The sequence below is a fragment of the Croceicoccus sp. genome (genome assembly GCF_983967925.1).
This window is the reverse complement of the sequence record NZ_CFETID010000020.1, coordinates 39,678-61,371: the sequence shown is the minus strand read 5'-3', so window position 1 is coordinate 61,371 and position 21,694 is coordinate 39,678. Positions and strand designations below refer to the sequence as shown.

Annotated in this window: 19 protein-coding genes and 1 tRNA gene; 11 read left to right on the top strand and 9 right to left on the bottom strand. The window is 63.9% G+C overall.

Annotation, left to right across the window (positions count from 1 at the left end):
* The first annotated feature begins 26 nt into the window (after positions 1–26).
* Together rpoH and mtgA are read left to right on the top strand one after the other, a co-directional pair.
* Positions 27–980 (top strand): RNA polymerase sigma factor RpoH, encoded by a 954-nt coding sequence (gene rpoH / locus AC4FIJ_RS12090; protein WP_490336971.1) that lies wholly within the window; start codon positions 27–29, stop codon positions 978–980.
* A 128-nt stretch (positions 981–1,108) separates the two neighbouring features.
* Positions 1,109–1,774, top strand: coding sequence for a monofunctional biosynthetic peptidoglycan transglycosylase (mtgA, locus tag AC4FIJ_RS12085; RefSeq protein ID WP_490336970.1), 666 nt, complete (start codon positions 1,109–1,111; stop codon positions 1,772–1,774).
* 77 nt (positions 1,775–1,851) lie between these two features.
* Here the strand turns inward: mtgA and AC4FIJ_RS12080 are convergent, their stop codons facing one another.
* Entirely contained in the window at positions 1,852–4,317 is a 2,466-nt protein-coding gene (locus AC4FIJ_RS12080; RefSeq protein WP_490336969.1) for a TonB-dependent receptor, read from the bottom strand.
* Between the two features lie 304 nt (positions 4,318–4,621).
* On the opposite strand from AC4FIJ_RS12080, the gene AC4FIJ_RS12075 reads away from it, so the two are divergent.
* Positions 4,622–5,551 (top strand): cation diffusion facilitator family transporter, encoded by a 930-nt coding sequence (locus tag AC4FIJ_RS12075; RefSeq protein WP_490336968.1) that lies wholly within the window; start codon positions 4,622–4,624, stop codon positions 5,549–5,551.
* Positions 5,552–5,675: 124 nt separating this feature from the next.
* On the opposite strand, the gene clpX is transcribed toward AC4FIJ_RS12075, so the two are convergent.
* The 4 genes from clpX to AC4FIJ_RS12055 all read right to left on the bottom strand — a co-directional run bounded on the left by clpX (position 5,676) and on the right by AC4FIJ_RS12055 (position 9,897).
* A complete protein-coding gene (clpX, locus tag AC4FIJ_RS12070; RefSeq protein WP_490336967.1) occupies positions 5,676–6,932 on the bottom strand; it encodes an ATP-dependent Clp protease ATP-binding subunit ClpX in 1,257 nt (418 codons plus the stop codon).
* 290 nt (positions 6,933–7,222) lie between these two features.
* Positions 7,223–7,864, bottom strand: coding sequence for an ATP-dependent Clp endopeptidase proteolytic subunit ClpP (gene clpP / locus AC4FIJ_RS12065; protein ID WP_490336966.1), 642 nt, complete (start codon positions 7,862–7,864; stop codon positions 7,223–7,225).
* Positions 7,865–8,067: 203 nt separating this feature from the next.
* A complete protein-coding gene (gene tig / locus AC4FIJ_RS12060) occupies positions 8,068–9,729 on the bottom strand; it encodes a trigger factor (RefSeq protein ID WP_490336965.1) in 1,662 nt (553 codons plus the stop codon).
* Positions 9,730–9,812: 83 nt separating this feature from the next.
* Positions 9,813–9,897, bottom strand: a tRNA-Leu gene (locus tag AC4FIJ_RS12055).
* Between the two features lie 96 nt (positions 9,898–9,993).
* Here AC4FIJ_RS12055 and AC4FIJ_RS12050 point away from each other — a divergent pair.
* Complete coding sequence (locus AC4FIJ_RS12050; protein WP_490336964.1) at positions 9,994–10,233, top strand: hypothetical protein; 240 nt, start codon at positions 9,994–9,996, stop codon at positions 10,231–10,233.
* A gap of 5 nt (positions 10,234–10,238) precedes the next feature.
* Here the strand turns inward: AC4FIJ_RS12050 and sppA are convergent, their stop codons facing one another.
* A complete protein-coding gene (sppA, locus tag AC4FIJ_RS12045) occupies positions 10,239–12,122 on the bottom strand; it encodes a signal peptide peptidase SppA (RefSeq protein ID WP_490336963.1) in 1,884 nt (627 codons plus the stop codon).
* A gap of 174 nt (positions 12,123–12,296) precedes the next feature.
* Between sppA and AC4FIJ_RS12040 the strand changes: the two genes are divergently transcribed.
* Both AC4FIJ_RS12040 and AC4FIJ_RS12035 read left to right on the top strand, forming a co-directional pair.
* The gene (locus AC4FIJ_RS12040; protein ID WP_490336962.1) at positions 12,297–13,319 is read left to right on the top strand and encodes an aspartate carbamoyltransferase catalytic subunit; all 1,023 of its coding nucleotides are present in this window, start codon (positions 12,297–12,299) and stop codon (positions 13,317–13,319) included.
* Positions 13,316–14,551: a dihydroorotase gene (locus tag AC4FIJ_RS12035; protein WP_490336961.1), complete on the top strand. Its 1,236-nt coding sequence runs from the start codon at positions 13,316–13,318 to the stop codon at positions 14,549–14,551. The genes AC4FIJ_RS12040 and AC4FIJ_RS12035 overlap by 4 nt, the downstream gene beginning before the upstream one ends.
* On the opposite strand, the gene AC4FIJ_RS12030 is transcribed toward AC4FIJ_RS12035, so the two are convergent.
* Complete coding sequence (locus AC4FIJ_RS12030; RefSeq protein ID WP_490336960.1) at positions 14,548–14,772, bottom strand: hypothetical protein; 225 nt, start codon at positions 14,770–14,772, stop codon at positions 14,548–14,550. The genes AC4FIJ_RS12035 and AC4FIJ_RS12030 overlap by 4 nt on opposite strands.
* A gap of 112 nt (positions 14,773–14,884) precedes the next feature.
* Between AC4FIJ_RS12030 and AC4FIJ_RS12025 the strand changes: the two genes are divergently transcribed.
* Positions 14,885–15,271 (top strand): DUF3597 domain-containing protein, encoded by a 387-nt coding sequence (locus AC4FIJ_RS12025; RefSeq protein ID WP_490336959.1) that lies wholly within the window; start codon positions 14,885–14,887, stop codon positions 15,269–15,271.
* A gap of 67 nt (positions 15,272–15,338) precedes the next feature.
* Here AC4FIJ_RS12025 and AC4FIJ_RS12020 read toward each other — a convergent pair whose 3' ends face one another.
* Entirely contained in the window at positions 15,339–15,701 is a 363-nt protein-coding gene (locus AC4FIJ_RS12020) for a hypothetical protein (RefSeq protein WP_490336958.1), read from the bottom strand.
* 169 nt (positions 15,702–15,870) lie between these two features.
* Positions 15,871–17,460 carry a phosphoenolpyruvate carboxykinase gene (locus AC4FIJ_RS12015; RefSeq protein WP_490336957.1) on the bottom strand — a complete coding sequence of 530 codons (1,590 nt, stop codon included), beginning with the start codon at positions 17,458–17,460 and terminating at the stop codon, positions 15,871–15,873.
* Between the two features lie 337 nt (positions 17,461–17,797).
* Between AC4FIJ_RS12015 and AC4FIJ_RS12010 the strand changes: the two genes are divergently transcribed.
* From AC4FIJ_RS12010 to rapZ, 4 genes are read left to right on the top strand one after another with little or no spacing between them, the layout of a single operon-like run.
* Positions 17,798–18,508, top strand: a complete 711-nt coding sequence (locus AC4FIJ_RS12010; protein ID WP_490336956.1) for a response regulator transcription factor — start codon at positions 17,798–17,800, stop codon at positions 18,506–18,508.
* Between the two features lie 22 nt (positions 18,509–18,530).
* The gene (locus tag AC4FIJ_RS12005) at positions 18,531–20,207 is read left to right on the top strand and encodes an ATP-binding protein (RefSeq protein WP_490336955.1); all 1,677 of its coding nucleotides are present in this window, start codon (positions 18,531–18,533) and stop codon (positions 20,205–20,207) included.
* On the top strand, positions 20,204–20,692 hold the full coding sequence (locus AC4FIJ_RS12000) for an HPr kinase/phosphorylase (RefSeq protein ID WP_490336954.1): 489 nt from the start codon (positions 20,204–20,206) through the stop codon (positions 20,690–20,692). Before AC4FIJ_RS12005 ends, AC4FIJ_RS12000 begins: the two co-directional genes overlap by 4 nt.
* Positions 20,689–21,681, top strand: a complete 993-nt coding sequence (rapZ, locus tag AC4FIJ_RS11995; protein ID WP_490336953.1) for an RNase adapter RapZ — start codon at positions 20,689–20,691, stop codon at positions 21,679–21,681. The genes AC4FIJ_RS12000 and rapZ overlap by 4 nt, the downstream gene beginning before the upstream one ends.
* The last annotated feature ends 13 nt before the right edge of the window (positions 21,682–21,694 follow it).

The following is a 21,694-nucleotide window of genomic DNA, read 5'->3' as shown; positions in this document are numbered from 1 at the left end:
ACAAAATATGTGGCCATGGATTGGGGATGCCCATCAGGGGTCCGCGAATTTGGCCGACGCAAGGAAAGGTACAGGACGTGACGAACACCAAGCCAACCGTTCCGGCCCTCGGCGGCGAGCAGAGCCTCAACCGCTATCTGTCGGAAATCAAGAAATTCCCGGTGCTTACGGGTGAGCAGGAATATATGCTCGCCAAGCGCTATGCCGAACATGAAGACCCAGAGGCTGCGGCCCAGCTGGTCACCAGCCATCTGCGACTCGTGGCCAAGATCGCCATGGGTTATCGCGGCTATGGCCTGCCCGTTTCCGACCTGATCTCCGAAGGCAATGTCGGATTGATGCAGGGCGTGAAGAAGTTCGAGCCCGATCGCGGCTTCCGCCTCGCCACTTACGCTATGTGGTGGATCAAGGCCTCGATTCAAGAGTTCATCCTGCGCTCGTGGTCGCTGGTGAAGATGGGCACGACCGCCGCGCAGAAGAAATTGTTCTTCAACCTGCGCCGGATGAAGAAGAACCTCGAGGCTTACGAGGATTCGGATCTTCATCCCGAAGACGTGGCCAAGATCGCGACCGACCTCGGCGTGCCCGAGCAGGAAGTGATCAACATGAACCGGCGCATGATGATGGGCGGCGACGCGTCGCTCAACGTCTCGATGCGCGCGGACGAGGAAGGTTCGGGCCAGTGGCAGGACTGGCTGACCGACGATCGCCCGCTGCAGGACGAAACGGTCGCCGATGCCGAGGAAAAGCAGGTCCGCCACGACATGCTGGTCGAAGCGATGGACGTACTCAACGACCGCGAGAAGCATATCCTGACCGAACGCCGTCTGACCGACGATCCCCAGACGCTGGAGGAACTCAGCCAGGTCTATGACGTCAGCCGCGAACGCATCCGCCAGATCGAGGTGCGCGCGTTCGAGAAGATCCAGAAGGCCATGCAGCGCATTCTGGAAGACCGGATGAGCCCTGCCCTCGCCTGACGGGCGCAGATCGAAATGGACGGGGCGGCGACCGATTGGTTGCCGCCCTTTTTTCATGCCCGCTTGCGAAGTGCCACCCCGGGCCCCTAGATCCACCCCATGGCAACACGCAAATCCCGCGCTCCTCGATGCGTCTGATCGTCTGGGCCTTCAAGGCCGTCATCCTGCTCGTGTTTTTTAGCGTCCTTTGGGTCGCGATCTACGCTGCGGTCCCCGTCCCGGTCACCGCGACCATGCTTATGGACGAGAACGGCATCACCAAGGACTGGGAGCCGCTGAACAATATCGACCGCAATCTCGTCCGCGCCGTCATCGCGGCAGAGGATTCGAAGTTCTGCACGCATGACGGCTTCGACCGCGAAGCCATCGCCACCGCCATGGCGCGCAATGCGCAGGGCGGGCGTATCCGGGGCGGCTCCACCATCAGCCAGCAGACCGCGAAGAACGCCTTCTTGTGGCAAGGCGGCGGCTATTTCCGCAAGGGACTGGAGGCCTGGTTCACCTTCCTGATCGAAAACATCTGGGGCAAGCGGCGGATCATGGAGGTCTATCTCAATGTCGCGGAAACCGGCATCGGGACCTATGGCGCAGAGGCAGGTTCGCAGCGCTATTTCCAGCATCCGGCCAGTTCGATGAGCCGCAGCGAGGCCGCCCGCATGGCGGCCGCCCTGCCGCTTCCCAAGGAGCGCGCGGTGGTGAACCCCTCCGGCTGGCTGCGCCGTCATGGCAACACCATCTCGTCGCGCATCAACGTGGTCGCGAACGAGGGGCTGGACAGCTGCGTCTATCAATAGACAGCCGTGAATACGAAAACGGCGGCGCTCCGAAGAACGCCGCCGCCGCCGTGTTCATGCCGTCCGGCTGAGCGGGATCAGAAGCCCCAGATCAGCGAAGCGGTAAAGGCGCGCGGCGCGCCGATATTCACGAATTCGCCCGAAGTCGTCAGCCCGGTAGGCGCCGAGCCGATATACACCTCGTCGAAGATGTTGGTGACGTTGAACTGGACATAGCTGTTTTCCAGGTCTTCCTCGAACTGGCCCAGCGCGATGCGCAGATCCAGGTCGGCGGTGGTGTAACCCGGCAGCCTGATCGTGTTGATGTCGTTCAGATAACGCGACCCGGTGCGCTTGACCTGCGCGCCCAGTTCGACCGGACCCAGCGTTCCCTGCACGCGGCCACCGATCATGTAATCGGGTGCCCCTGCCTCGCGCTTGCCGGCGGTTGCGGCAAAGCTGTCCGCGCCGGTCTGCACATCGTCCTTGATCTCGGATTCGAGATACGAACCCCAGACATAGAACAGCAGGTCGTCGATCGGCCGATAGGCGATGCTGCCGTCGATGCCGTATTTCTCGACCTTGCCGAGGTTGCGCGTGACGCTGCAATCGCAATCGAGGTTATAGGCCGTGGCAAGGCGGTTGTCGTAACCGTTGTACCATGCGGTCAGCTGCGCCTGGATCGACCGGTTCTGCCAGCGCAGGCCCAGATCGAACGAGTCCGACGTTTCCGGATCGGGCTCCACATTCGCGAGGATCGAACCGTACAGCGCATCGGTGCCCGGAACCGACAGGTTCTTGGCATAGCTGGCGAAGAGGTTGAAATCGTCGGTGATGTTGAAGGTCGCGCCGACGTTGGGGAGGAACTTGCTGTAATCCACCGTCCGCGAGACAGGGCCCGCGTAGTCCGGGTTCTCAGCCAGATAGGCCGCGATGTCGTCCGCACCGTTGATGCAGTTGACGTTGCCCGACGTGTCGGTCGTGACGCAGTACTGGTTCAGCTCGCGCTTGAAGAACGGCACTCGCGCGCCCACCAGAACATTCAGCGCATCGTCGAGGAACTCGCCGCGATATTCGCCCGAAACCTGATGCAGCTGCGCGACCGACTTGCGGTTACGCTTCTGCGGGGCTTCGCCGTTCAGATCCAGATAGGGATCGTTGATCGCAAAGACGTCGACAGGCTCGGCATTGGGCAGCAGGCGGCCCGAGGTGCCGGTCTGGCGGTGCTGGGCACGGTCGAACGTATAGGCCACGCGGAAGCGGTTGAACTCGTTCAGCTCCCACGCGAGGTTGGCGATAACGCCGTACCGGTCGGTCTGCGTCTGGCTGGGCGACAGGATCGTGACATAGTCCAGCGTGTCGCCATCGCCGTTCAGGTCGGTCGCGCCGAAGAAATAATACTGGGTGCTGCGATCGGGACGCGCGGGGTTGCGCGGATCGGTGGTGAAGATGCCGCCGGTGTAGCCGTCGGGCGAAAAGCCTTCGTAACCGACCGACGTGCCGCCGCCATTGGCCTTCACATACTGATAGAACGGATCGACCGTCAGGACGAGCGGCTCTGCCAGCGTGAAGCGCGAATTGATGCGGACGTTGCCGGTGTTCGACGGGTTGTAGCGACGCTCGAACGGGGTGCCGCAGCTGTTATAGCTGTCCTGCTCGCCCGTGACGCCTTCGACCGTGGTACAGGGCGTCCCGTCGGAAAGGTCGTAGAAGCGATCGCTCGGCTCCTGAATCGGGCTAGGCTCACCGGTATAGCGGAAGGGCGATCCGTTGAAGTTGTTCCGGTTCTCGTTGTAGTGGCCGGACACGGCGACGAAATCGCCATAGTCACCGAACGGCTGGAAGATCTTGCCGTTGTACTGCTGCTTGTCGACGCCGCCATAGTTCGAGAACGTCGAATCGTTCTGCGTCTTCGAGGCGGTGAAATAGGCCTTCAGACCGCCCGGGGTCAGCTCGCCCGTCTCGATCTTGGCGAACACGCGGTACATCATGCGATCGCCCGGATTGCCGCGCGAGATGATGTTGCCATAGGTCAGCGCGGTCATGATGCCGAATTCGTCATCAGGCAGCTTGGTGCGGATGTTGATCGTACCGCCCGCTGCCGATGCGGTCGGGCTATCGACGTCGGTCGAACCCAGGCTGACGGTCGCGCTCTCGATGATCTCGGGATCGACCATCTGGTTGGTGTAGAGCGCGTAATTGCCCGAATCATTGAGCGGGATACCGTCCAGCGTCTGCGAGATGCGGTCCGAAGAGAAGCCGCGGATGGTGAAATTGCCGCCAAGCGATCCGAAAGGATCGTTGTTGGTAAAGCTGACGCCCGGTACGAGATTGAGCGTATCGTTGATCGTCTGGCCCGGGATCTGGCGCAGGATCAGTTCCGAATCGAGCTGGACCTTGGCCTTGGGCGTGTCGGGGATCTCGACACCGCCGACATCGCTCGACAGTGCGCCGGTGACGATGATGGCGTCTTCGAAATCGATCGAGCCGGTCGACTGGGCATGGGCGGAGACCGGCAGGGCGATTGCGACGATCGCCGTGCTGCGCAGAAGAAGAGTCTTCATGGCTGAATATATTTCCCTGAGTGTTTTTCCGAACGGCAGGGCATACGAATCTCGCCCTTGCTGCGCCGCGGCATAAGCGTGCCTATGTGACGAGCGAGTGACAGAACGACGTATATCCCTCCGCGATGACCGGACAATCTGATTAAAAACCGCGATTTTTCAGGGGTCGCTCCGCCAGATGAGGCCTCTGATCTCGGCACTACTGACAAAGATGAAACCACATTTATGCCGCCCTGCGGCAAATGTGCAACGCTTTACACCTGCGCACTTTCCCTGGCATGTCGGGTCGCTTAGAACGGTGCGCATGGGATCGTCGCACAATCACGCCCCGGGCCACGGGCATTCACACGACCACGCACCTGCCAGCTTCGACCGAGCCTTCGCCGTCGGCGTTGCACTCAATACCGTTTTCGTTGCGGTCGAGGCTGCGGCGGGGCTGTGGTACGGATCGATGGCGCTGGTCGCCGATGCGGGCCATAATCTCTCCGACGTCCTGTCACTGCTGATCGCCTGGGGTGCCAGCGCCGCGGCGCGCAAGCCGCCGTCGGAACGCTTTACCTATGGGCTGAAGTCCAGCTCGATCCTCGCGGCGCTGGCCAATGCGTCGCTGCTGCTGGTCGCGCTGGGCGCCATCGCGATCGAGACGGTGCGCCGCCTTTTCGACCCCGCACCGGTTGAGCCGGGGGCCGTCATGATCGTCGCTGGCATAGGCATCGTCATCAATACGGCGACCGCCCTGATGTTCATGCGCGGTCGAAAGGACGACCTCAACATCAGGGGCGCCTATCTGCACATGGCCGCTGATGCCGCCGTGTCGGCCGGCGTGGTCGTGGCCGGCATCTTGATCGCGCTGACCGGCTGGCTGTGGATCGATCCCGTCGCCAGCCTGCTGATCGTCGCCGTCATCGCAGCCGGTACCTGGGGCCTGCTGAAAGACAGCGTGAAGATGAGTCTGCTGGCCGTGCCCGATACGATCCACATGCCAGAAGTTCGCTCAGCGCTGCTGAAACAGCCGGGCGTAGCGGCGATCCACGACCTGCACGTCTGGCCGATGAGCACCACCGAAACCGCCCTCACAGCCCATCTGGTCATGCCGCAAGGGCACCCGGGCGATGCGTTCCTGCACGATCTCGCCCACCGGCTGGACCACGATTTCGGCATTCACCATTCGACGTTCCAAGTCGAATTGTCGGCTGAGGCTGGCTGCGTCCTCGAAGATTCCGGGCGGGTCTAGGCGCGATTCCATCGGCAGTCCGCCCGCTTTTTGGAACGTAAAAAGGGGCCGGAAGCGCTAGCCTCCAGCCCCTCTTCAATGCTTTGTAGAAGTCCGGCCGATCAAGCCGTGCGGACCACCAGGATCAGGCAGCGGCTTCCTTGCCCTTCAGAACCTGCACGGGCTCCTTGCGGCCTTCGACCACGTCCTTGTCGACCACGATCTCCGACACGCCTTCCATGGTCGGCAGGTCAAACATCGTATCGAGCAGGATCGCTTCCACGATCGAACGGAGGCCACGTGCACCGGTCTTGCGCTGGATCGCCTTGCCGGCAATCGCTTCGAGCGCATCGTCGGTGAAGCTCAGCTGCACATCCTCAAGCTCGAACAGCTTCTGATACTGCTTGACCAGCGCGTTCTTAGGCTCGTTCAGGATCTTGACGAGCGCCTCGACGTCGAGGTCTTCCAGCGTGGCGATCACCGGCAGACGACCGACGAATTCGGGGATGAGGCCGAACTTCAACAGATCTTCCGGCTCCGCCTTGGACAGCAGTTCGCCGACCTTGCGCTTTTCCGGATCGGCGACATGCGCGCCAAAACCGATCGAGCGCTTCTGCAAACGGTCGGAGATCAGCTTTTCCAGTCCCGCGAACGCGCCGCCGCAGATGAACAGGATATTGGTCGTATCGACCTGCAGGAACTCCTGCTGCGGATGCTTGCGGCCGCCCTGCGGCGGAACCGAAGCGGTCGTGCCTTCCATCAGCTTCAGCAAGGCCTGCTGCACGCCCTCACCCGATACGTCGCGCGTGATCGAAGGGTTTTCGGCCTTGCGCGTGATCTTGTCGATCTCGTCGATATAGACGATCCCGTGCTGCGCCTTCTCGACATTGTAGTCGGAGGACTGGAGCAGCTTGAGGATGATGTTCTCGACATCTTCGCCCACGTAGCCGGCCTCGGTCAGCGTGGTGGCATCGGCCATGGTGAACGGCACATCGAACGTGCGCGCCAGCGTCTGGGCCAGCAGCGTCTTGCCCGAACCGGTGGGACCCACCAGCAGGATGTTCGACTTCGCCAGCTCGACATCGCTCGACTTGCCCGAGTGACGCAGACGCTTGTAATGGTTGTGAACCGCGACCGAGAGCACGCGCTTCGCGCGGTCCTGACCGATCACGTAATCGTTCAGGGTCTGAAAGATCTCGATCGGCGGGGGAACGCCCGCGTCCTTCTTGCCCGCGATGCCCGCCTTCGTTTCCTCGCGGATGATGTCGTTGCAAAGCTCGACACACTCGTCGCAGATGAAAACGGTCGGTCCGGCGATCAGCTTGCGCACTTCGTGCTGCGATTTCCCGCAGAAGCTGCAGTACAGGGTGCTCTTGCTGTCGGATCCGCTCACTTTGGTCATAAAAGTCTCGTAAAACGCCCGCAGAGTCGGGCCAAACTCAAACTTACGCGTTGATTTCAGAGAATCAACCGCAGGCACATAGCGCACCCGGCCTTAGAGTGCATAAACGAAAGGGCCTGTATATCCGATTAAAAGGCCTGTGCGATTAAAAGGATATATGTAGCGCTTGTCGATGCTACGCGCGAATTAGGGGGTATGGCTCATAAGAGCCATGACGCTTCGGCGGGCCGTGCACCGGGGCCAGTCGGACCGGCGCGGCCCAAGAGGTGCGCCGGTCCTGCCATTCAGGGTCAGATTTCGCCCGCCGCGTCGGCTCGCGAGACGAAGACCTTGTCGACGATGCCGAATTCGCGCGCCTCCTCAGCCTCGAGGAAGGTGTCGCGGTCCATCGCACGCTCGATCTCTTCAAGCGGCTTGCCGGTGTATTTCACGTAAAGCTCGTTCATCCGGCGGCGGATGCGCAGGATTTCGCGGGCCTGGATCTCAATATCCGAAGCCATGCCCTGCGCGCCGCCCGAAGGCTGGTGCACCATGATGCGCGCGCTGGGGAGCGCGATGCGCATGCCCGGTTCACCCGCAGCCAGCAGAAAGCTGCCCATGGATGCGGCCTGGCCGATGCAGACCGTCGACACGCGCGGCTTGATATATTGCATCGTGTCATGGATCGCCATGCCCGCCGTGACGACGCCGCCCGGCGAGTTGATATACATCGAGATGTCCTTGGTGCTGTCTTCCGATTCGAGGAAGAGCAGCTGCGCCACGATCAGCGATGCCATGTGGTCTTCGACCTGTCCGGTCACGAAGACGATGCGTTCGCGCAGCAGGCGCGAGAAAATGTCGAAGCTGCGTTCGCCGCGGCTGGTCTGTTCGACGACCACGGGCACGAGCGCGCCGGTCACTGGGTCGATACGCATGTTCCCGATCTGATTCATGAAATCCTCTATGCAGTCTGGACCGCCTATGTCGGGCCTGCCCCGCCGTTGTTCAACCCCGTGCGGCGCACCCTCCACGGGACAGTTTGCGGGGGCGTTCCGGATTAGCGTTGGCGCAGACCCGATCAGCGCGTCCGGCGCGGCAAAAGGGCCGCAAGGCTTGCGCCCGCGGCCCTCCTGTAACTACCCATTGCGGGCCGCAATTATTCGGCGTCGGCCTTCTTGGCGGGCGCCTTCTTGGCAGCAGGCTTCTTCGCCGGTGCCTTCTTGGCGGCAGGCTTGGCATCCGCCTCGCCCTCGTCAGCCGCCTTCTTGGCCGGAGCCTTCTTGGCCGGCGCTTTCTTCGCGGCAGGCTTTGCGTCCGTCTCGGCGTCGTCGGCCTTCTTGGCAGGGGCCTTCTTCGCCGGAGCCTTCTTGGCCGCGGGCTTTGCCTCGGCCTCATCCTCGGCAGCGTCGTCGGCCTTCTTCGCAGGGGCCTTCTTTGCCGCAGGCTTCTTGGCCGCTGCCTTCTTGGGTGCGGCGTCCGCTTCCGCGCCTTCCTCGGCCTCGATCGCGGCCTGCAGTTCCTCACGCGTCACTTCGCGCTCGGTCACGTCGGCCTTGTCGAACAGGAAGTCGACGACCTTGTCCTCGTACAAAGGCGCGCGCAGCTGGGCGGCGGCCATCGGTTCCGAACGGACATATTCCATGAAGCGCTGGCGATCCTCGGGGCGGTACTGCTGCGCCGCCTGCTGGACCAGCATCTGCATTTCCTGATTGCTGACCTCGACGCCGTTGGCCTGGCCGATTTCCGACAGCAGCAGGCCCAGGCGCACGCGGCGCTCGGCGATCTTGCGATAGTCGTCCTTCTCGGCCTCGATTTCCTTCATCGCGGCTTCGGGATCTTCCTCGTGGCTGGCTTCGTGCTGAAGCTGCTGCCAGATCTGCTCGAACTCGGCATCGACCATCTGGCCGGGGACCGGGAAATCGTGACCGGCGGCCAGCGCGTCGAGAAGCTGGCGTTTCATCTGCGTGCGGGTGAGGCCAGCGGTTTCCTGCTCAAGCTGCGCCTTGAGCAGTTCCTTGAGCTTGTCGAGACCTTCGAGGCCGAGCGACTTGGCGAACTCGTCGTCGATTTTGGTCTCGCCCGGGACCTTCACCGCCTTCACGGTGATGTCGAACTGGGCTTCCTTGCCGGCGAGATGCGCGGCGGGATAATCTTCGGGGAAGGTAACCGTGATGGTCTTTTCCTCACCGGTCTTCACGCCGGTCAGCTGTTCCTCGAAACCGGGGATGAAGCGGCCCGCGCCGATTTCCAGCGGAGCGTCCTCGGCCTTGCCGCCTTCGAATTCCTCACCGTCGAGCTTGCCGACGAAATCGATGATCAGCTGATCGCCTTCGCCCGCCTTGTGCGTCTTCTTGGCGTCCTCGAAGCTCTTCTGGCCCTCGGCGAACTTGGCAACCGCCTCGTCCACGGCTTCGTCGCTGACGGGAACGACCAGGCGCTCCAGCTTCAGCCCGTCGGTGTCGGGCGTTTCGATCGCGGGCAGGATTTCCAGCTCGATCGAGACTTCGGCGTCCTTGCCTTCTTCATAGTCTTCGCCAAGAGAAACGGCGGGCTGCATCGCGGGGCGCAGCTTGTGCTCGGCCATGACCTTGTCGACGCTTTCGCGCACGGTCTTGTTCAGCACGTCGGCGTGGATCGCCTCGCCATGCATCTTCTTGACCAGATTCGCAGGCACCTTGCCGGGGCGAAAGCCGGGCATACGGACCTGCGGCGCGATCTTCTTGATCTCGGCGCTGACCTTGTCGGCGATCTCGCCGGCAGGAATCTTGACGGTGTAGGCTCGGGCAAGCCCGTCATTCTTGGTTTCGGAAATCTGCATGATGTCTCTTTCAGGCGTCGCTGTATTGCGTTCTCTGGGAGCCGCACGGACTGCAAAGGGCCGCGATCAATGCGCGGCGAGCCTGGTGCGGGCGAAGGGACTCGAACCCCCACATCTTGCGATACCAGAACCTAAATCTGGCGCGTCTACCAGTTCCGCCACGCCCGCGTTGCCCCGTGCCGACCAGCGGACAGGATTTTCAGGCTCGCGGGCCTCTATCGGACGTACGGCAAAAGAGCAAGCGCATTGGCGGATGGCGGCCGGATGCCGCAAGCCGCGGCCGGATCATTCGCCGCGCCCACGCGTTTTACCGGCATGGCTACACAACCCAATATCCCATCGCCCGACACGATCGAACCGGCCGCGCCGCCCGAAGCGCCCGTGACGCCCACGCCGCAGGAAGCCCCCGGCGAGCCCGCTCGCCCCGACGAGATCGAAACGCCGACACCCGATATCGACAATCCCGATCCGGTCTTGCCGGAAACGCCGCCCCCGCCCGATTGACCGGATCAGAGACCCAGGCGCGACAATATCAAGCGGGAGAGCGGTTTCTCATCCCCTGCCGCTTGCGCCGTGGGCATCGACGGGCAAGCGAAACACCGCGCCTGCATCCTCGGCCTGTCGAGCAGGGCCGTAATGTCGGCCAGCGACCGGCCCGCAGCCATGTCCCGCCGCGCCATCAGCACCGAGACCATGTCGCCGTCATCCGTCGATTCCTCGGGAGCGGCCATCGCTTCGAAGAACGCCGTGAATGCGTCCGGCTCGTCCTCGATATATTCGGCATGCCACTCGCCCGCCGAAAGCCCCGCCTTTTGCGCGGCATAGGCCAGCGCCTCGTCCATGTTGCCAAAGCGATCGATCAGCCCGACCTGCCGCGCCGGACCCCCAGCCCATGTCCGCCCCGCCGCGATATCGCTGCGCAGGCGCGCGGTGCTGATATTCCGGCTGTCGGAAACGAGTCCAAGGAACAGGTCATAGCTGTGTTCGACCTGCGATTGCAGGATGGCATCCATTTCAGGCGTGAAGCCGCCCAGAAGATCGGGCTGGCCCGATAGCGGGGTGGTGCGGATCGAATCCGTGGTCACGCCCCATTCGGGCAGGGCATTCTCTGCACTGGGTACCGCCAGGAACACGCCGATGGATCCGGTGATGGTTGCGGGATCGGCAAAGATCGCATCGCCCGGCGTCGCCACGTAATAGCCGCCGCTGGCCGCGACATTGGCCATCGACACGACCACCGGTATGCCGCTTGCCTTGTGACGCAGGATCGCCTGCCGGATCCGTTCCGAAGCCGTGACAGAGCCCCCCGGCGAATCGACCCGCACCACCAGCGCCGCCAGATCGTCCTGCAACGCGTCGTCCAGCAGGGCGGCAATGCGGTCGCCGCCAGCCGTGCCCGGCCCCGCCTCGCCGTCGACGATGCTGCCCGCGACGGTGATGACGCCGATGGCACTGCCCGCCTGCGACGGGGCGACGGCCTTCACCCAGTCGTCGTAATAGGTATGCGCAAAGCCATGCGGTTCGTCGGGAGCCTCGGGATCGCCGCCGACCAGCTCCGCCACGCGAAGCGAGAAATCCTCATAGCTCCCGATCCTGTCGACAAGCCCCGTCTTCAGCGCCGCCTGTGCGCCGTTCCCACCCGCCGCGCGAATGGAGGCCACCGGATCGGTCGCGACCTGCCGCACCTGCGCCTTGGGGCGTGCCGTGCGGACTTCATCCAGCCAGTCTTCCCACAACGATTCATAGGTCCCCGAAATGTCGCTGCGCGCCGCATCGGAAAATCCGGTCAGCGTATAGGGTTCGACCGCGCTCTTATACTCGCCCGTCCGATAGACGTGAACGTTGACCTTCAGCCGCTCCGCGATGTTGCCGAAGAACAGATAGGTTCCGCCCGGACCCGCCACCGGCGCGCCGCCCAGCGGATCGACCCACACCTCGCTGGCATGGGCGGCCAACTGCATGCTGTCGCCGGTATAGGCGATGGCATGGGCCAGCACCGGCTTTTTCGCGGCGCGCACCTTGTCGAGCGCCTTGCCGATCTCGCTCATATGCACCTGCCCGCCGCCGAGGAAATAGTCGAGGTCGAGGACCACGGCCTTGATGCGCTCGTCAGTGGCCGCCCCTTCGATGGCGCGGACCACGTCGCGGGCGCGGTGTTCCCGGATCGGCGTGCTTGTCGACAGGAACATCGAGAACGGGTCGGCTCGCTGCGGCTCCTCCACCACGACGCCGTCGAGCCCGACCAGCAGCGCGCCTTCCTGCACCGATGCCGCCATCGGGCGAAAAGTCAGCACGGCATAGAGCGCCGCGAAGAACAGCAGCATGAACAGCAGGACCAGACCGTCCTTGATCGCAACCAGCAGCTTCCAGACCTTGCGCGCGAACGCCATCATGCTTTTCCTTCCTGCTGCGCATGGCGGGACGATTCACCGCGATGCGCGCATTCGCCCGCTAGTTAGGAGCGTGAATGGCCTGTCGCAAATGCGAAACGCGCACAGCTTTCGCCAGCCGGGCCGTGCATCGGCCTTGCCGGACGGCGAAAGGGCGATTAGACGCCCGGTTTCAGAATGAGCGATGAACCCACCCCCTCCTCCACCCGCTATCCCGCCGGTGGCGATGCGTTTCCGCACAAACACCTGATCGGCATCGCGCCGCTCGCCCCATGGGAAATCCATTATCTGCTGGACGAGGCGGAGCAATGGGTCAGGCTGAACCGCCAGCCGGCCAAGCATGCCGATGCGCTGGCGGGCCTTACCATCATCAACGCCTTCTTTGAAAATTCGACCCGCACGCTGCTGTCGTTCGAGATCGCGGGCAAGCGGCTGGGCGCGGATGTCGTCAACATGCATGCCGCGCAGTCGAGCGTGAAGAAGGGCGAGACGCTGATCGACACCGCGACCACGCTCAACGCGATGCGCGCCGATGCGATCGTGATCCGGCATTCATCGTCGGGTGCGGTTCAGCTGATCGCGGACAAGGTCGACTGCCCGGTTCTGAATGCGGGCGACGGGCAGCATGAGCACCCGACTCAGGCGCTGCTCGACGCGCTGACGATGCGGTTCTGGCTGCGCAGCGACGATTGCCCGCTCAGCGACGAATTCGCGAAGCTCAAGATCGCGATCTGCGGCGACATCATGCACAGCCGCGTGGCGCGGTCGAACATATTGCTGCTGACGACACTGGGCGCCGAGGTGCGTGTCTGCGCCCCGCCCGCGCTGATGCCCGCCGCGATCGAACAGATGAAGGTCACGCCCTACCACGATTTCGACGCGGCCATCGAAGGCGTCGACGTGGTCATGATGCTGCGCCTGCAGATGGAGCGCATGGCGGGGCCCTTCATTCCTTCCGCCCGCGAATATCGCCATCTGTTCGGCCTGACGCCCGAGCGTCTGAAACGCGCCGCGCCGCATGCGCTGGTGATGCACCCCGGCCCGATGAACCGCGGGGTCGAGATCGATTCGTCGGTCGCCGACATGCTTGAACGTTCGGCCATCACCCGGCAGGTTGAGATGGGCGTGGCGCTGCGCATGGCCTGCCTCGACGTGTTGACGCGGCGCGCGCGCGGTGTCGAAGGTTGGAATTCGCTATGATCCCGCGCGAGCCCCTGACCATCACCGGCGGCCAGTTGCTGACCGGTAGCGGCGCGCCTTCTGCCGGATCGATCCGCTGCGAAGGGGACCGCATCGTCGCGACCGGAGACGTCGCAGCGCAAAACGGCGACCGCACCCATGATGCCAAGGGCAAGATCGTCATGCCCGGCATCATCGACCTTGGCGTGTTTGAGATCGACAAGCCCGCGTTCCATTTCGGCGGCATCACCCGCGCGGCCCTGATGCCCGACCAGAACCCGCCGCTCGATTATCCGGCGCGGGTCCGTTTCGCCGCCAGCTATGGCAAGCCCGATTTGTGGGTCCACCCCATCGCCGCCGCCACGCGCGGCCTTTCGGGCGAAGAATTGCCGGAACTGGGGCTGATGCAGGAAGCGGGCGCGCGCGCCGTGTCCTCGGGCCGCCAATGGCTGGCCGATTCGGGCATGATGCTGCGCATGATGCAATATGCCGCGATGCTGGGACTGCCCGTCATCTCCCATGCGGAGGACGCAGGGCTGACCGGCGGCGCGGTCGCGACCGCGGGCGAAATGGCGACCCGACTCGGCCTGCCCAGCGCGCCTGCCGAAGCCGAGGCGCTGGCGATCATGCGCGACATCGCTTTGGCAGAGATCGCGGGGGCGCATCTGCACATCAGGCAGGTGACGACGGCGGCGGGTCTCGACCTCGTCCGCGCGGCGAAGAAACGGGGCCTGCGCCTGACCTGCGGCGTATCGCCCGCCTATTTCATGCTGTCGGACATCGCGACGGCGGGGTTCCTGACCTTCACGCGCCTGTCGCCGCCCTTGCGCAGCGAAGCCGACCGTCAGGCCGTGCGGGCCGCGCTGGCGGACGGGACCATCGACACCATCGCATCGGGCCACGATCCGCGCGGCCCGGAAGACAAGCGCCTGCCCTTCGTCGATGCAGCCCCCGGCATGGCGGGCGCAGAGACATTGCTGCCGCTGACGCTCAGCCTTGTCCGTGACGGGGTGATCGACATGGCGCGGCTATGCGAATTGCTGTGCGTGAATCCGGCGCGCATCCTTGGCGTGGAGGCCGGACGGCTTGAGCCGGGGATGGAGGCCGATATCGCGGTGATCGACCCCGACCGCCCGTGGATCGTCGATTCCAACCGCATGGAAGCGCAGGCAGGCAACACGCCTTTCGACAAGCAGCCGGTGCAAGGGCGCGCCATCGCCCTGTTCAAGGGCGGACAGCGGATCGAGCATTAATCGGCGCGCGGATTGCCCGCCGGTCTTTCACTGGTCAGTGTTTCCGGTGATGCCCCATCCGGCCCCGGCACGGTCCAGATCGCGACATTGATCGCCAGCACCACGGCCAGCACCAGCATCAGGCCGCCCTGCTTGCGGTCGCCGCGCCGGAACGCGAAAAAGGCGGCGACGATCATCACCACCGCACACAGAACCATCAGGGAAAGTGCAATATCGGCCATGCCGAGCGCATAGACCGGCACCCCGCGCGCGAACAGTCCAAAATAATGCTCCCCGATGGTCCCCGCCTTGCTATGATGCGAACGGGCTTGGACGGATCACAAGGAGTTCGACATGGGAATTTTCAGCAAGATCCGCGATTCGATTTTCGGCAAGAAGGAAGAGAAGCCCAAAGCGCCGCCGCCCTCCGCGACCAAGCCTGCCGCCGCCCCCAAACCTGCGGCCGCGCCCGCAAAACCGGCGCCGATGGCCGAGGTGGATGTGGAGGCCCGCCTTGCGAAGATGGCCGAGGGCAAGGACCTCAACTGGCGCACATCGATCGTCGATCTGATGAAGCTGCTCGACATCGACCCCAGCTATGCCAATCGCAAGGAACTGGCGACCGAGATGGGCCGCACCGATTACGAAGGTTCGGCCGAGGACAATATCTGGCTGCACAAGAAGGTGATGCGCGCACTGGCCGCGAATGGCGGCAAGGTTCCGGCCTCGCTGACCGACTGACGGATCGGCGAACCGACCGGGCGGACGACACCCGCCCGGTTACGGCGCCACAATCGCATCAAGGCGCCTATTTCTTTCCGAAGAAACCTTGCGCCATTCCCATGATGTCGTTCAGCGGATTGCCGTCGCCATCGCGGTCGAGCATGTCCAGGATGCTGGCCGCTTGCGGATTGTCCCTCAGCATCTGCGCGAAATGGGACAGCGATCCTTCGCCGCCGATCTGCTGCACGATGGTCGACAGAATCGACGGTGCCAGCCCGGTACGCGCCGCGGCAAGCTCTACCGTGTCGCCGGGCGCCTGATGCGCCTGTCCCAGCGCGGCGATGGCTTTTTCTGCCGTGGCAGGCTGGATACCCAGCTTGCGCGCAAGATTGTCGACATCGGGCGTCTCGCTGCCAAGCTGCCCCAGAAGTTCATCGAAAACGGCCATGTCGTGTTCCTCGATACCGGTGGACCCAGCGAAGCGACCTTTCGCTGCGCGCCATGATAATCCGGATAAGGACCGTGACCAGTGACAATCACGACGTTCTGACGCGACCTCACAAAAGAAAACGCCCCGGACGCGCTGGTCCGGGGCGTTTCGCATCAAAGTCGGTCGATCAGGCCGCGGTGGGGGCAGCCTTGCGCACGCCCTCATCGACATGGCTTTCGAACTGGCCGAAATTGTCGACGAACAGCTGGACCAGCTTGTGCGCGGTCGCGTCGAACTCGTCCTTGTCGGCCCAGGTCGCGCGGGGATCCAGGATCGTGCTGTCGACGCCGGGAACCGCCACCGGCACTTCAAAGCCGAAGTTGGGGTCCTTGCGGAATTCCACGTCGTTCAGCGAACCGTCGAGCGCGGCGTTCAGCAATGCGCGGGTCACCTTGATCGGCATGCGATTGCCGGTGCCGTATTTACCGCCGGTCCAGCCGGTGTTGACCAGCCAGCACTGCGCGCCGCCCTGCGCGATGCGCTCTTTCAGCAGATTGCCATAGACGCTGGGATGGCGCGGCATGAACGGCGCGCCAAAGCAGGTCGAGAAGGTCGCTTCCGGCTCGGTCACTCCTATCTCGGTACCCGCGACCTTGGCGGTGTAACCCGACAGGAAGTAGTACATCGCCTGATCGGGCGTCAGCCGCGCGATCGGAGGCAGCACGCCGAACGCATCGGCGGTCAGCATGATGACGTTCGACGGCACGGGCCCGAGGTTTTCTTCCGAGGTGTTCGGAATGAAATCGATCGGATAGGCGCCGCGCGTATTCTCGGTCTTGCTGGTGTCGGTGAAGTCGATGGTGCGGGCATCCTCGTCCATCGCGACATTTTCGAGGATCGTGCCGAACATCTTGGTCGTGGCGTAGATCTCGGGCTCACCCTCGGCCGACAGGTCGATCATTTTGGCATAGCAGCCGCCTTCGAAATTGAAGACCGCCGAATCCGACCAGCCATGCTCGTCATCGCCGATCAGCGTGCGGCTGGCATCGGCCGACAGCGTGGTCTTGCCGGTGCCGGACAGGCCGAAGAAGATCGCGGTCTTGCCGTCTGGGCCGACATTGGCCGAACAATGCATCGGCATCACGCCCTGTTCGGGCAGCAGATAGTTGAGAAGGCCGAACACGCCCTTCTTCATCTCGCCCGAATATTCGGTGTTGGCGATCAGGATCAGCTTTTCCGTCAGGCTGACGGCGATCATCGTGTCGCTGCGGCTGCCATGACGCTCAGGATCGGCCTTGAAGCTGGGCAGGTTGATGATGGTGAATTCGGGGACGAAGCTTTCCAGTTCCTGCTTCGTCGGGCGCACCAGCATGGTGTGCACGAACAGCGAATGCCAGGCCATCTGCGTGATCACGCGCACGTTGACGCGGTAATCGGGCTGCGATCCGCCGAACAGGTCCGCCACATACAGCTTTTCCTGGTCACCCAGAGCATCCATGAAATCCGCCTTGAGATTGGCGAAATGCTCAGGGCTCATGGGCTGGTTGATCTTGCCCCAGTTGATCGTATCCTGCGTCATGTCGTCGCGGACGACGAACTTGTCCTTGACGCTGCGACCGGTGAAACGGCCGGTATCGACGACAAGGGGGCCATCGGCGGCCAGCCGGCCCTCGCCATTGGCCAGTGCATGCTCGATCAGCTGAGCGCGGCCCAGATTGCCGTAGATGCGGGCATTGGTGGCGAAGCCTTGTTCAGACAAGGAAATGTTCAGCGACACGTTGCTCTCCTTCCAGTGCCCCTCGGAAAACGGGGCGACCGCGCGGCGCAAGCGCGGTAGTTGATGCAATCCTCTCGGGATTTTCCGGGGTCGGTAAGCCTGCGACCTTCGCCCCGCTGTTATCGATTTTCAGATGCTCACAAATCATGTGCGAGTCAAATATTCTGCCGAGGCCTGTCACGAATTGCACCGATCCGCCCCCGCTTCCTCTCCGGAAGGGTTATGCATATGTCATCCGCAAGCCGTTTGGCTGGCGCGGACGAATTGGCTAAGCCGAAACGAACAAGGCGAGGCGCACGTTCTGGCGGGCAGGAATCGCGACAAGAAGGTTTTGATTATGGCGCATGTAATCGCCCTGGTGGACGACGACCGAAATATCCTGACCGGGCTTTCGATTGCCCTGCAGGCCGAGGGTTTCGACACGAGGGTCTATTCCGACGGGGCCGCCGCGCTGGAAGCGCTGGTGGAGAATCCGCCGGATCTTGCCGTGTGCGATATCAAGATGCCGCGTATGGACGGGCTGGAACTGCTACGCCGCCTGCGCGAAAAATCCTCGCTGCCGGTCATCTTCCTGACGTCCAAGACGGATGAGCAGGACGAGGCGCTGGGCCTGGCGATGGGGGCCGACGATTATATCGCAAAGCCCTTCAGCCAGCGCCTGCTGATCGCCCGCATCCGCGCGCTGCTGCGGCGCGAGGAGCTGGTGATGAGCCGGCTGTCGGGTGACACCAGCCAGCCGCCTGCCGAGCTGATCACGCGCGGCCGCCTGACCATGGAGCCGGAGCGTCACCGGGTGACGTGGGACGGCCACCCCGTCTCGCTGACCGTGACCGAATTCCTGATTCTGGAGGCGCTGGCGCAGCGTCCCGGCGTGGTGAAGACGCGCAACCAGCTGATGGATGCGGCCTATCAGGACGATGTGTTCGTCGACGACCGCACCATCGACAGCCATATCAAGCGCCTGCGCCGCAAGTTCCGGCAGGTCGACGGCGAATTCACGGGCATCTCCACGCTCTACGGCGCGGGCTACAGCTTTGCGGGGGACTGAACCCCATTCCCAGTCGGCGCATTTGCCGAGCGGCACGCAAAACGCGGCATCCGAATCGCCTGCCGCCTCCGATGGCGATGCCGGTCTCGCCGGAGCAAGGGCACCGGGCGACTCGAAAGGACCGGGCGATGGGCCTGATCCGCTATTCTGGACGCGCCGCTTTTCGCTGACGACGCGCATTCTTGCGGTCAATCTGCTGATCGTGGGGCTGGTGCTGGGCGGGCTGTTCGTGCTCGACACCAATCGCAAGCAGCTGATCGCCGAACGCTCGCGCCTCGCCCGGTCCGAGGTGGAGATCATCGCCAATGCCCTCGCCGAGGCGCCCGCCAGTGAACACGCCGCGCTGCTGGCGCGCATCGGCGACCAGCAGAGGCTGAGGCTGCGGACCTTCGATTCGCAAGGCAAGCTGCAAACCGACAGTTTCGTGGTGGGCGAACCGGCCTTCGCCTTTGCCGATCCGGACGCGCAGGACTGGACCCACTCGCTGGCACGCACGATGGACCGGATCGTCGATTTCCTCGTCTTCGCGCCGCCCGTTCCCGATTACGATCCGGCCAGTGACGCACAGCCCGCGCGCAAGTCGCAGTGGCCCGAGGTCTTCGTCGCCGAACAGGCGCGCGCGGGCACGGTGATGCTGCGCCATGCGCCCGACCGCACCCCCGTTATCACCGCCGCCGCTCCCTATGGCGCGCAGGGCGAGACGCTGCTGACGATGCGCAATGCGACCGACATCACGACATCGATCCGCGCCGCGCGGCAGACGCTGCTGGTGCTGCTGGCGCTGGCGGTGATCTTCTCGATCCAGCTGTCGCTGTTCCTTGCGCGCACCATCGTCCAGCCGGTCCGCACCCTGTCGCGCGCCGCCACCCGCGTCAGCGCCGGGCGCGAGCGCGAGGTCGTGATCCCTCGCCTGCCCGAGCGTCAGGACGAGATCGGCAATCTCGCACGCTCGCTGTCGGACATGACGCAGGCGCTGCGCGACCGGATCGACGCGGGCGAGGCCTTTGCCGCCGATGTCAGTCACGAGCTCAAGAATCCGCTGGCGTCGCTGCGCAGCGCGCTCGACACGCTGGAGACGGTGGAAGACCCCAAATTGCGGCATCAGCTGGCCGAAATCGCGCAGGCGGACCTGCGCCGGATCGACCGGCTGATCACCGAGATCGCCGAGGCGAGCCGCCTGGATGCGGAATTGTCGCGCGCCTCGTTCGAACCGGTCGACCTGCTGGGCGTCGCGCGCAACGTGCTGGGCGGACGCACCGCCGCCACGCGCATCAGCGCCGAGCGCGATCTGCATTTCGTCGTCGAGAGCGCGCCCACCAGCGCCACCATGGTCCGCGGGGACGAAGCGCAGCTTGAGCGCGTGCTCGAGAATCTGGTCGACAATGGCGCCAGCTTCTCCCCCCACGGCGGCACCATCGCCATCGCCTTCCGCGACCTTGGCAAGGCAATCGAGGTGACGGTCACCGATGACGGCCCCGGCATCGCGGAGGAAGAGCGCGAAGCCGTCTTCGAACGCTTCCACTCGCACCGGCCCGAGCCCGAGAGTTTCGGCAAGCATTCGGGCCTCGGCCTCGCCATCGCGCGCTCCATCGTGACTGGCCATGGCGGCACGCTGGTCGTGCGCGGGCGCGAGGACGGGAAAAGCGGCGCGGTCTTCGTCATCACCCTTCCCGCGCTGGACGAGGAGGCGCGTGCATGACCCTCGTACCCGTGCCGGACAATGCCGTAGCCTATCAGGCGACCGCGGTGGCCATCGGCGGCCGCGCCATTCTGATCGAGGGCGTGAGCGGCAGCGGCAAGAGCAGCCTTGCGCTCGCGCTGATCGACCGCGGGGCGTCGCTGGTCGGCGACGATGGTGTTCTGCTGGGCGAGATCGGCGGCGTGCTATGGGCGTTTCCGCATCCGAACACGCAAGGCCTGATAGAGATTCGCAACGTCGGGATAGCCCGCATGCCCTCGGTCCCCGCGCCCGTCGCACTGGCAGTGACGCTGGCCGAAGACGCGCCCCGATATATCGAGGAGGCGGGCACGCGCCTCATCGAAGGCGTCGCCATCCCCGCCCTGTCCCTCTGGCCCGAAACCCCCGCCCTGCCGCTGCGCGCCGAATGGGCCCTGTCATTGCACGGTCTCTCATTGCACGGACTTTCGCTTTCCCGCGCAATCGGGGATAGCGGCGCGCGATGAGCGACGAATCACCCACTGGCCAACAAGCGGCGAGCGACAAGAAGCCTACCCGCATCCTGCTGGTCACCGGCCTGCTGGGCGCGGGCAAGACAACCGCCTTGCGCGCGCTGGAGGATCTGGGCTGGGAACCGGTCGACAATTTCCCGGTCCGCCTGCTCCCCCGCCTCGTCTCCACCGCGCCCGGTCCGGGGCACGAGCGCAGCGGCGACGAAGGCGATCCGCTTGCCATCGGTTTCGATTCGCGCACCCGCGGCTTCGATCCGCAGCGCGTCATTTCCGAAGTGACTGCACTCGGCAAAAAGGACGACATCACGATATCGACGCTGTTCCTCGATTGCGGATCCGAGGAGCTGGAGCGGCGTTATAACGAAACCCGGCGGCGGCATCCGCTGGCGGGCGACCGCACCGTGGCGGCGGGCATCGCCGCCGATCGCGAACTGATGGCCCCGCTGCGCCGCTGGGCGGATGTGGTGGTCAATACCACCGGCTATTCCACCAACGACCTTGGCCGCACGATTCGCGAATTGTTCGCACGCAGCGCGCCGCAAGGGATCACCATCACGGTGTCCAGCTTCGGCTTTGCGCGCGGCATGCCGCCGATGGCGGATCTGGTATTCGACATGCGCTTCCTCGACAATCCGCACTGGGTCGACGAATTGCGCCCGTTGACCGGCCGCGACGCGCCGGTCGCGGCGCATATCGCCGCCGACCCCGCCTGGCAGGAAAATTTCGCCCGCATCCGCGATCTGGTGCTCTCGCTCGTCCCGCTCTACGAGGCGCAGGGAAAGACCTATCTGCATGTCGCGTTCGGCTGTACGGGCGGCAAGCACCGGTCGGTTTTCAGCGCTGAAAGCATGGCGCAAGAGTTGCGCAAAACGGGACATAACCCCGGCGTGCTGCATCGCAATCTTGACACCGGTGCAAGTGATCTGTTCGAAGGCGGAGCTTCGGCGCGGCACACGGATGTTAAGGACGATCCGAAGCCGTAGGACGAGTATTTTT

Bases quoted from the DNA above. Each gene is read 5' to 3' on its own strand.
- rpoH (WP_490336971.1), top strand. From the start codon at position 27: ATGCCCATCAGGGGTCCGCGAATTTGGCCGACGCAAGGAAAGGTACAG.
- mtgA (WP_490336970.1), top strand. From the start codon at position 1,109: ATGCGTCTGATCGTCTGGGCCTTCAAGGCCGTCATCCTGCTCGTGTTT.
- AC4FIJ_RS12080 (WP_490336969.1), bottom strand. From the start codon at position 4,317: ATGAAGACTCTTCTTCTGCGCAGCACGGCGATCGTCGCAATCGCCCTG.
- AC4FIJ_RS12075 (WP_490336968.1), top strand. From the start codon at position 4,622: ATGGGATCGTCGCACAATCACGCCCCGGGCCACGGGCATTCACACGAC.
- clpX (WP_490336967.1), bottom strand. From the start codon at position 6,932: ATGACCAAAGTGAGCGGATCCGACAGCAAGAGCACCCTGTACTGCAGC.
- clpP (WP_490336966.1), bottom strand. From the start codon at position 7,864: ATGAATCAGATCGGGAACATGCGTATCGACCCAGTGACCGGCGCGCTC.
- tig (WP_490336965.1), bottom strand. From the start codon at position 9,729: ATGCAGATTTCCGAAACCAAGAATGACGGGCTTGCCCGAGCCTACACC.
- AC4FIJ_RS12050 (WP_490336964.1), top strand. From the start codon at position 9,994: ATGCCGCAAGCCGCGGCCGGATCATTCGCCGCGCCCACGCGTTTTACC.
- sppA (WP_490336963.1), bottom strand. From the start codon at position 12,122: ATGATGGCGTTCGCGCGCAAGGTCTGGAAGCTGCTGGTTGCGATCAAG.
- AC4FIJ_RS12040 (WP_490336962.1), top strand. From the start codon at position 12,297: ATGAGCGATGAACCCACCCCCTCCTCCACCCGCTATCCCGCCGGTGGC.
- AC4FIJ_RS12035 (WP_490336961.1), top strand. From the start codon at position 13,316: ATGATCCCGCGCGAGCCCCTGACCATCACCGGCGGCCAGTTGCTGACC.
- AC4FIJ_RS12030 (WP_490336960.1), bottom strand. From the start codon at position 14,772: ATGGCCGATATTGCACTTTCCCTGATGGTTCTGTGTGCGGTGGTGATG.
- AC4FIJ_RS12025 (WP_490336959.1), top strand. From the start codon at position 14,885: ATGGGAATTTTCAGCAAGATCCGCGATTCGATTTTCGGCAAGAAGGAA.
- AC4FIJ_RS12020 (WP_490336958.1), bottom strand. From the start codon at position 15,701: ATGGCCGTTTTCGATGAACTTCTGGGGCAGCTTGGCAGCGAGACGCCC.
- AC4FIJ_RS12010 (WP_490336956.1), top strand. From the start codon at position 17,798: ATGGCGCATGTAATCGCCCTGGTGGACGACGACCGAAATATCCTGACC.
- AC4FIJ_RS12000 (WP_490336954.1), top strand. From the start codon at position 20,204: ATGACCCTCGTACCCGTGCCGGACAATGCCGTAGCCTATCAGGCGACC.
- rapZ (WP_490336953.1), top strand. From the start codon at position 20,689: ATGAGCGACGAATCACCCACTGGCCAACAAGCGGCGAGCGACAAGAAG.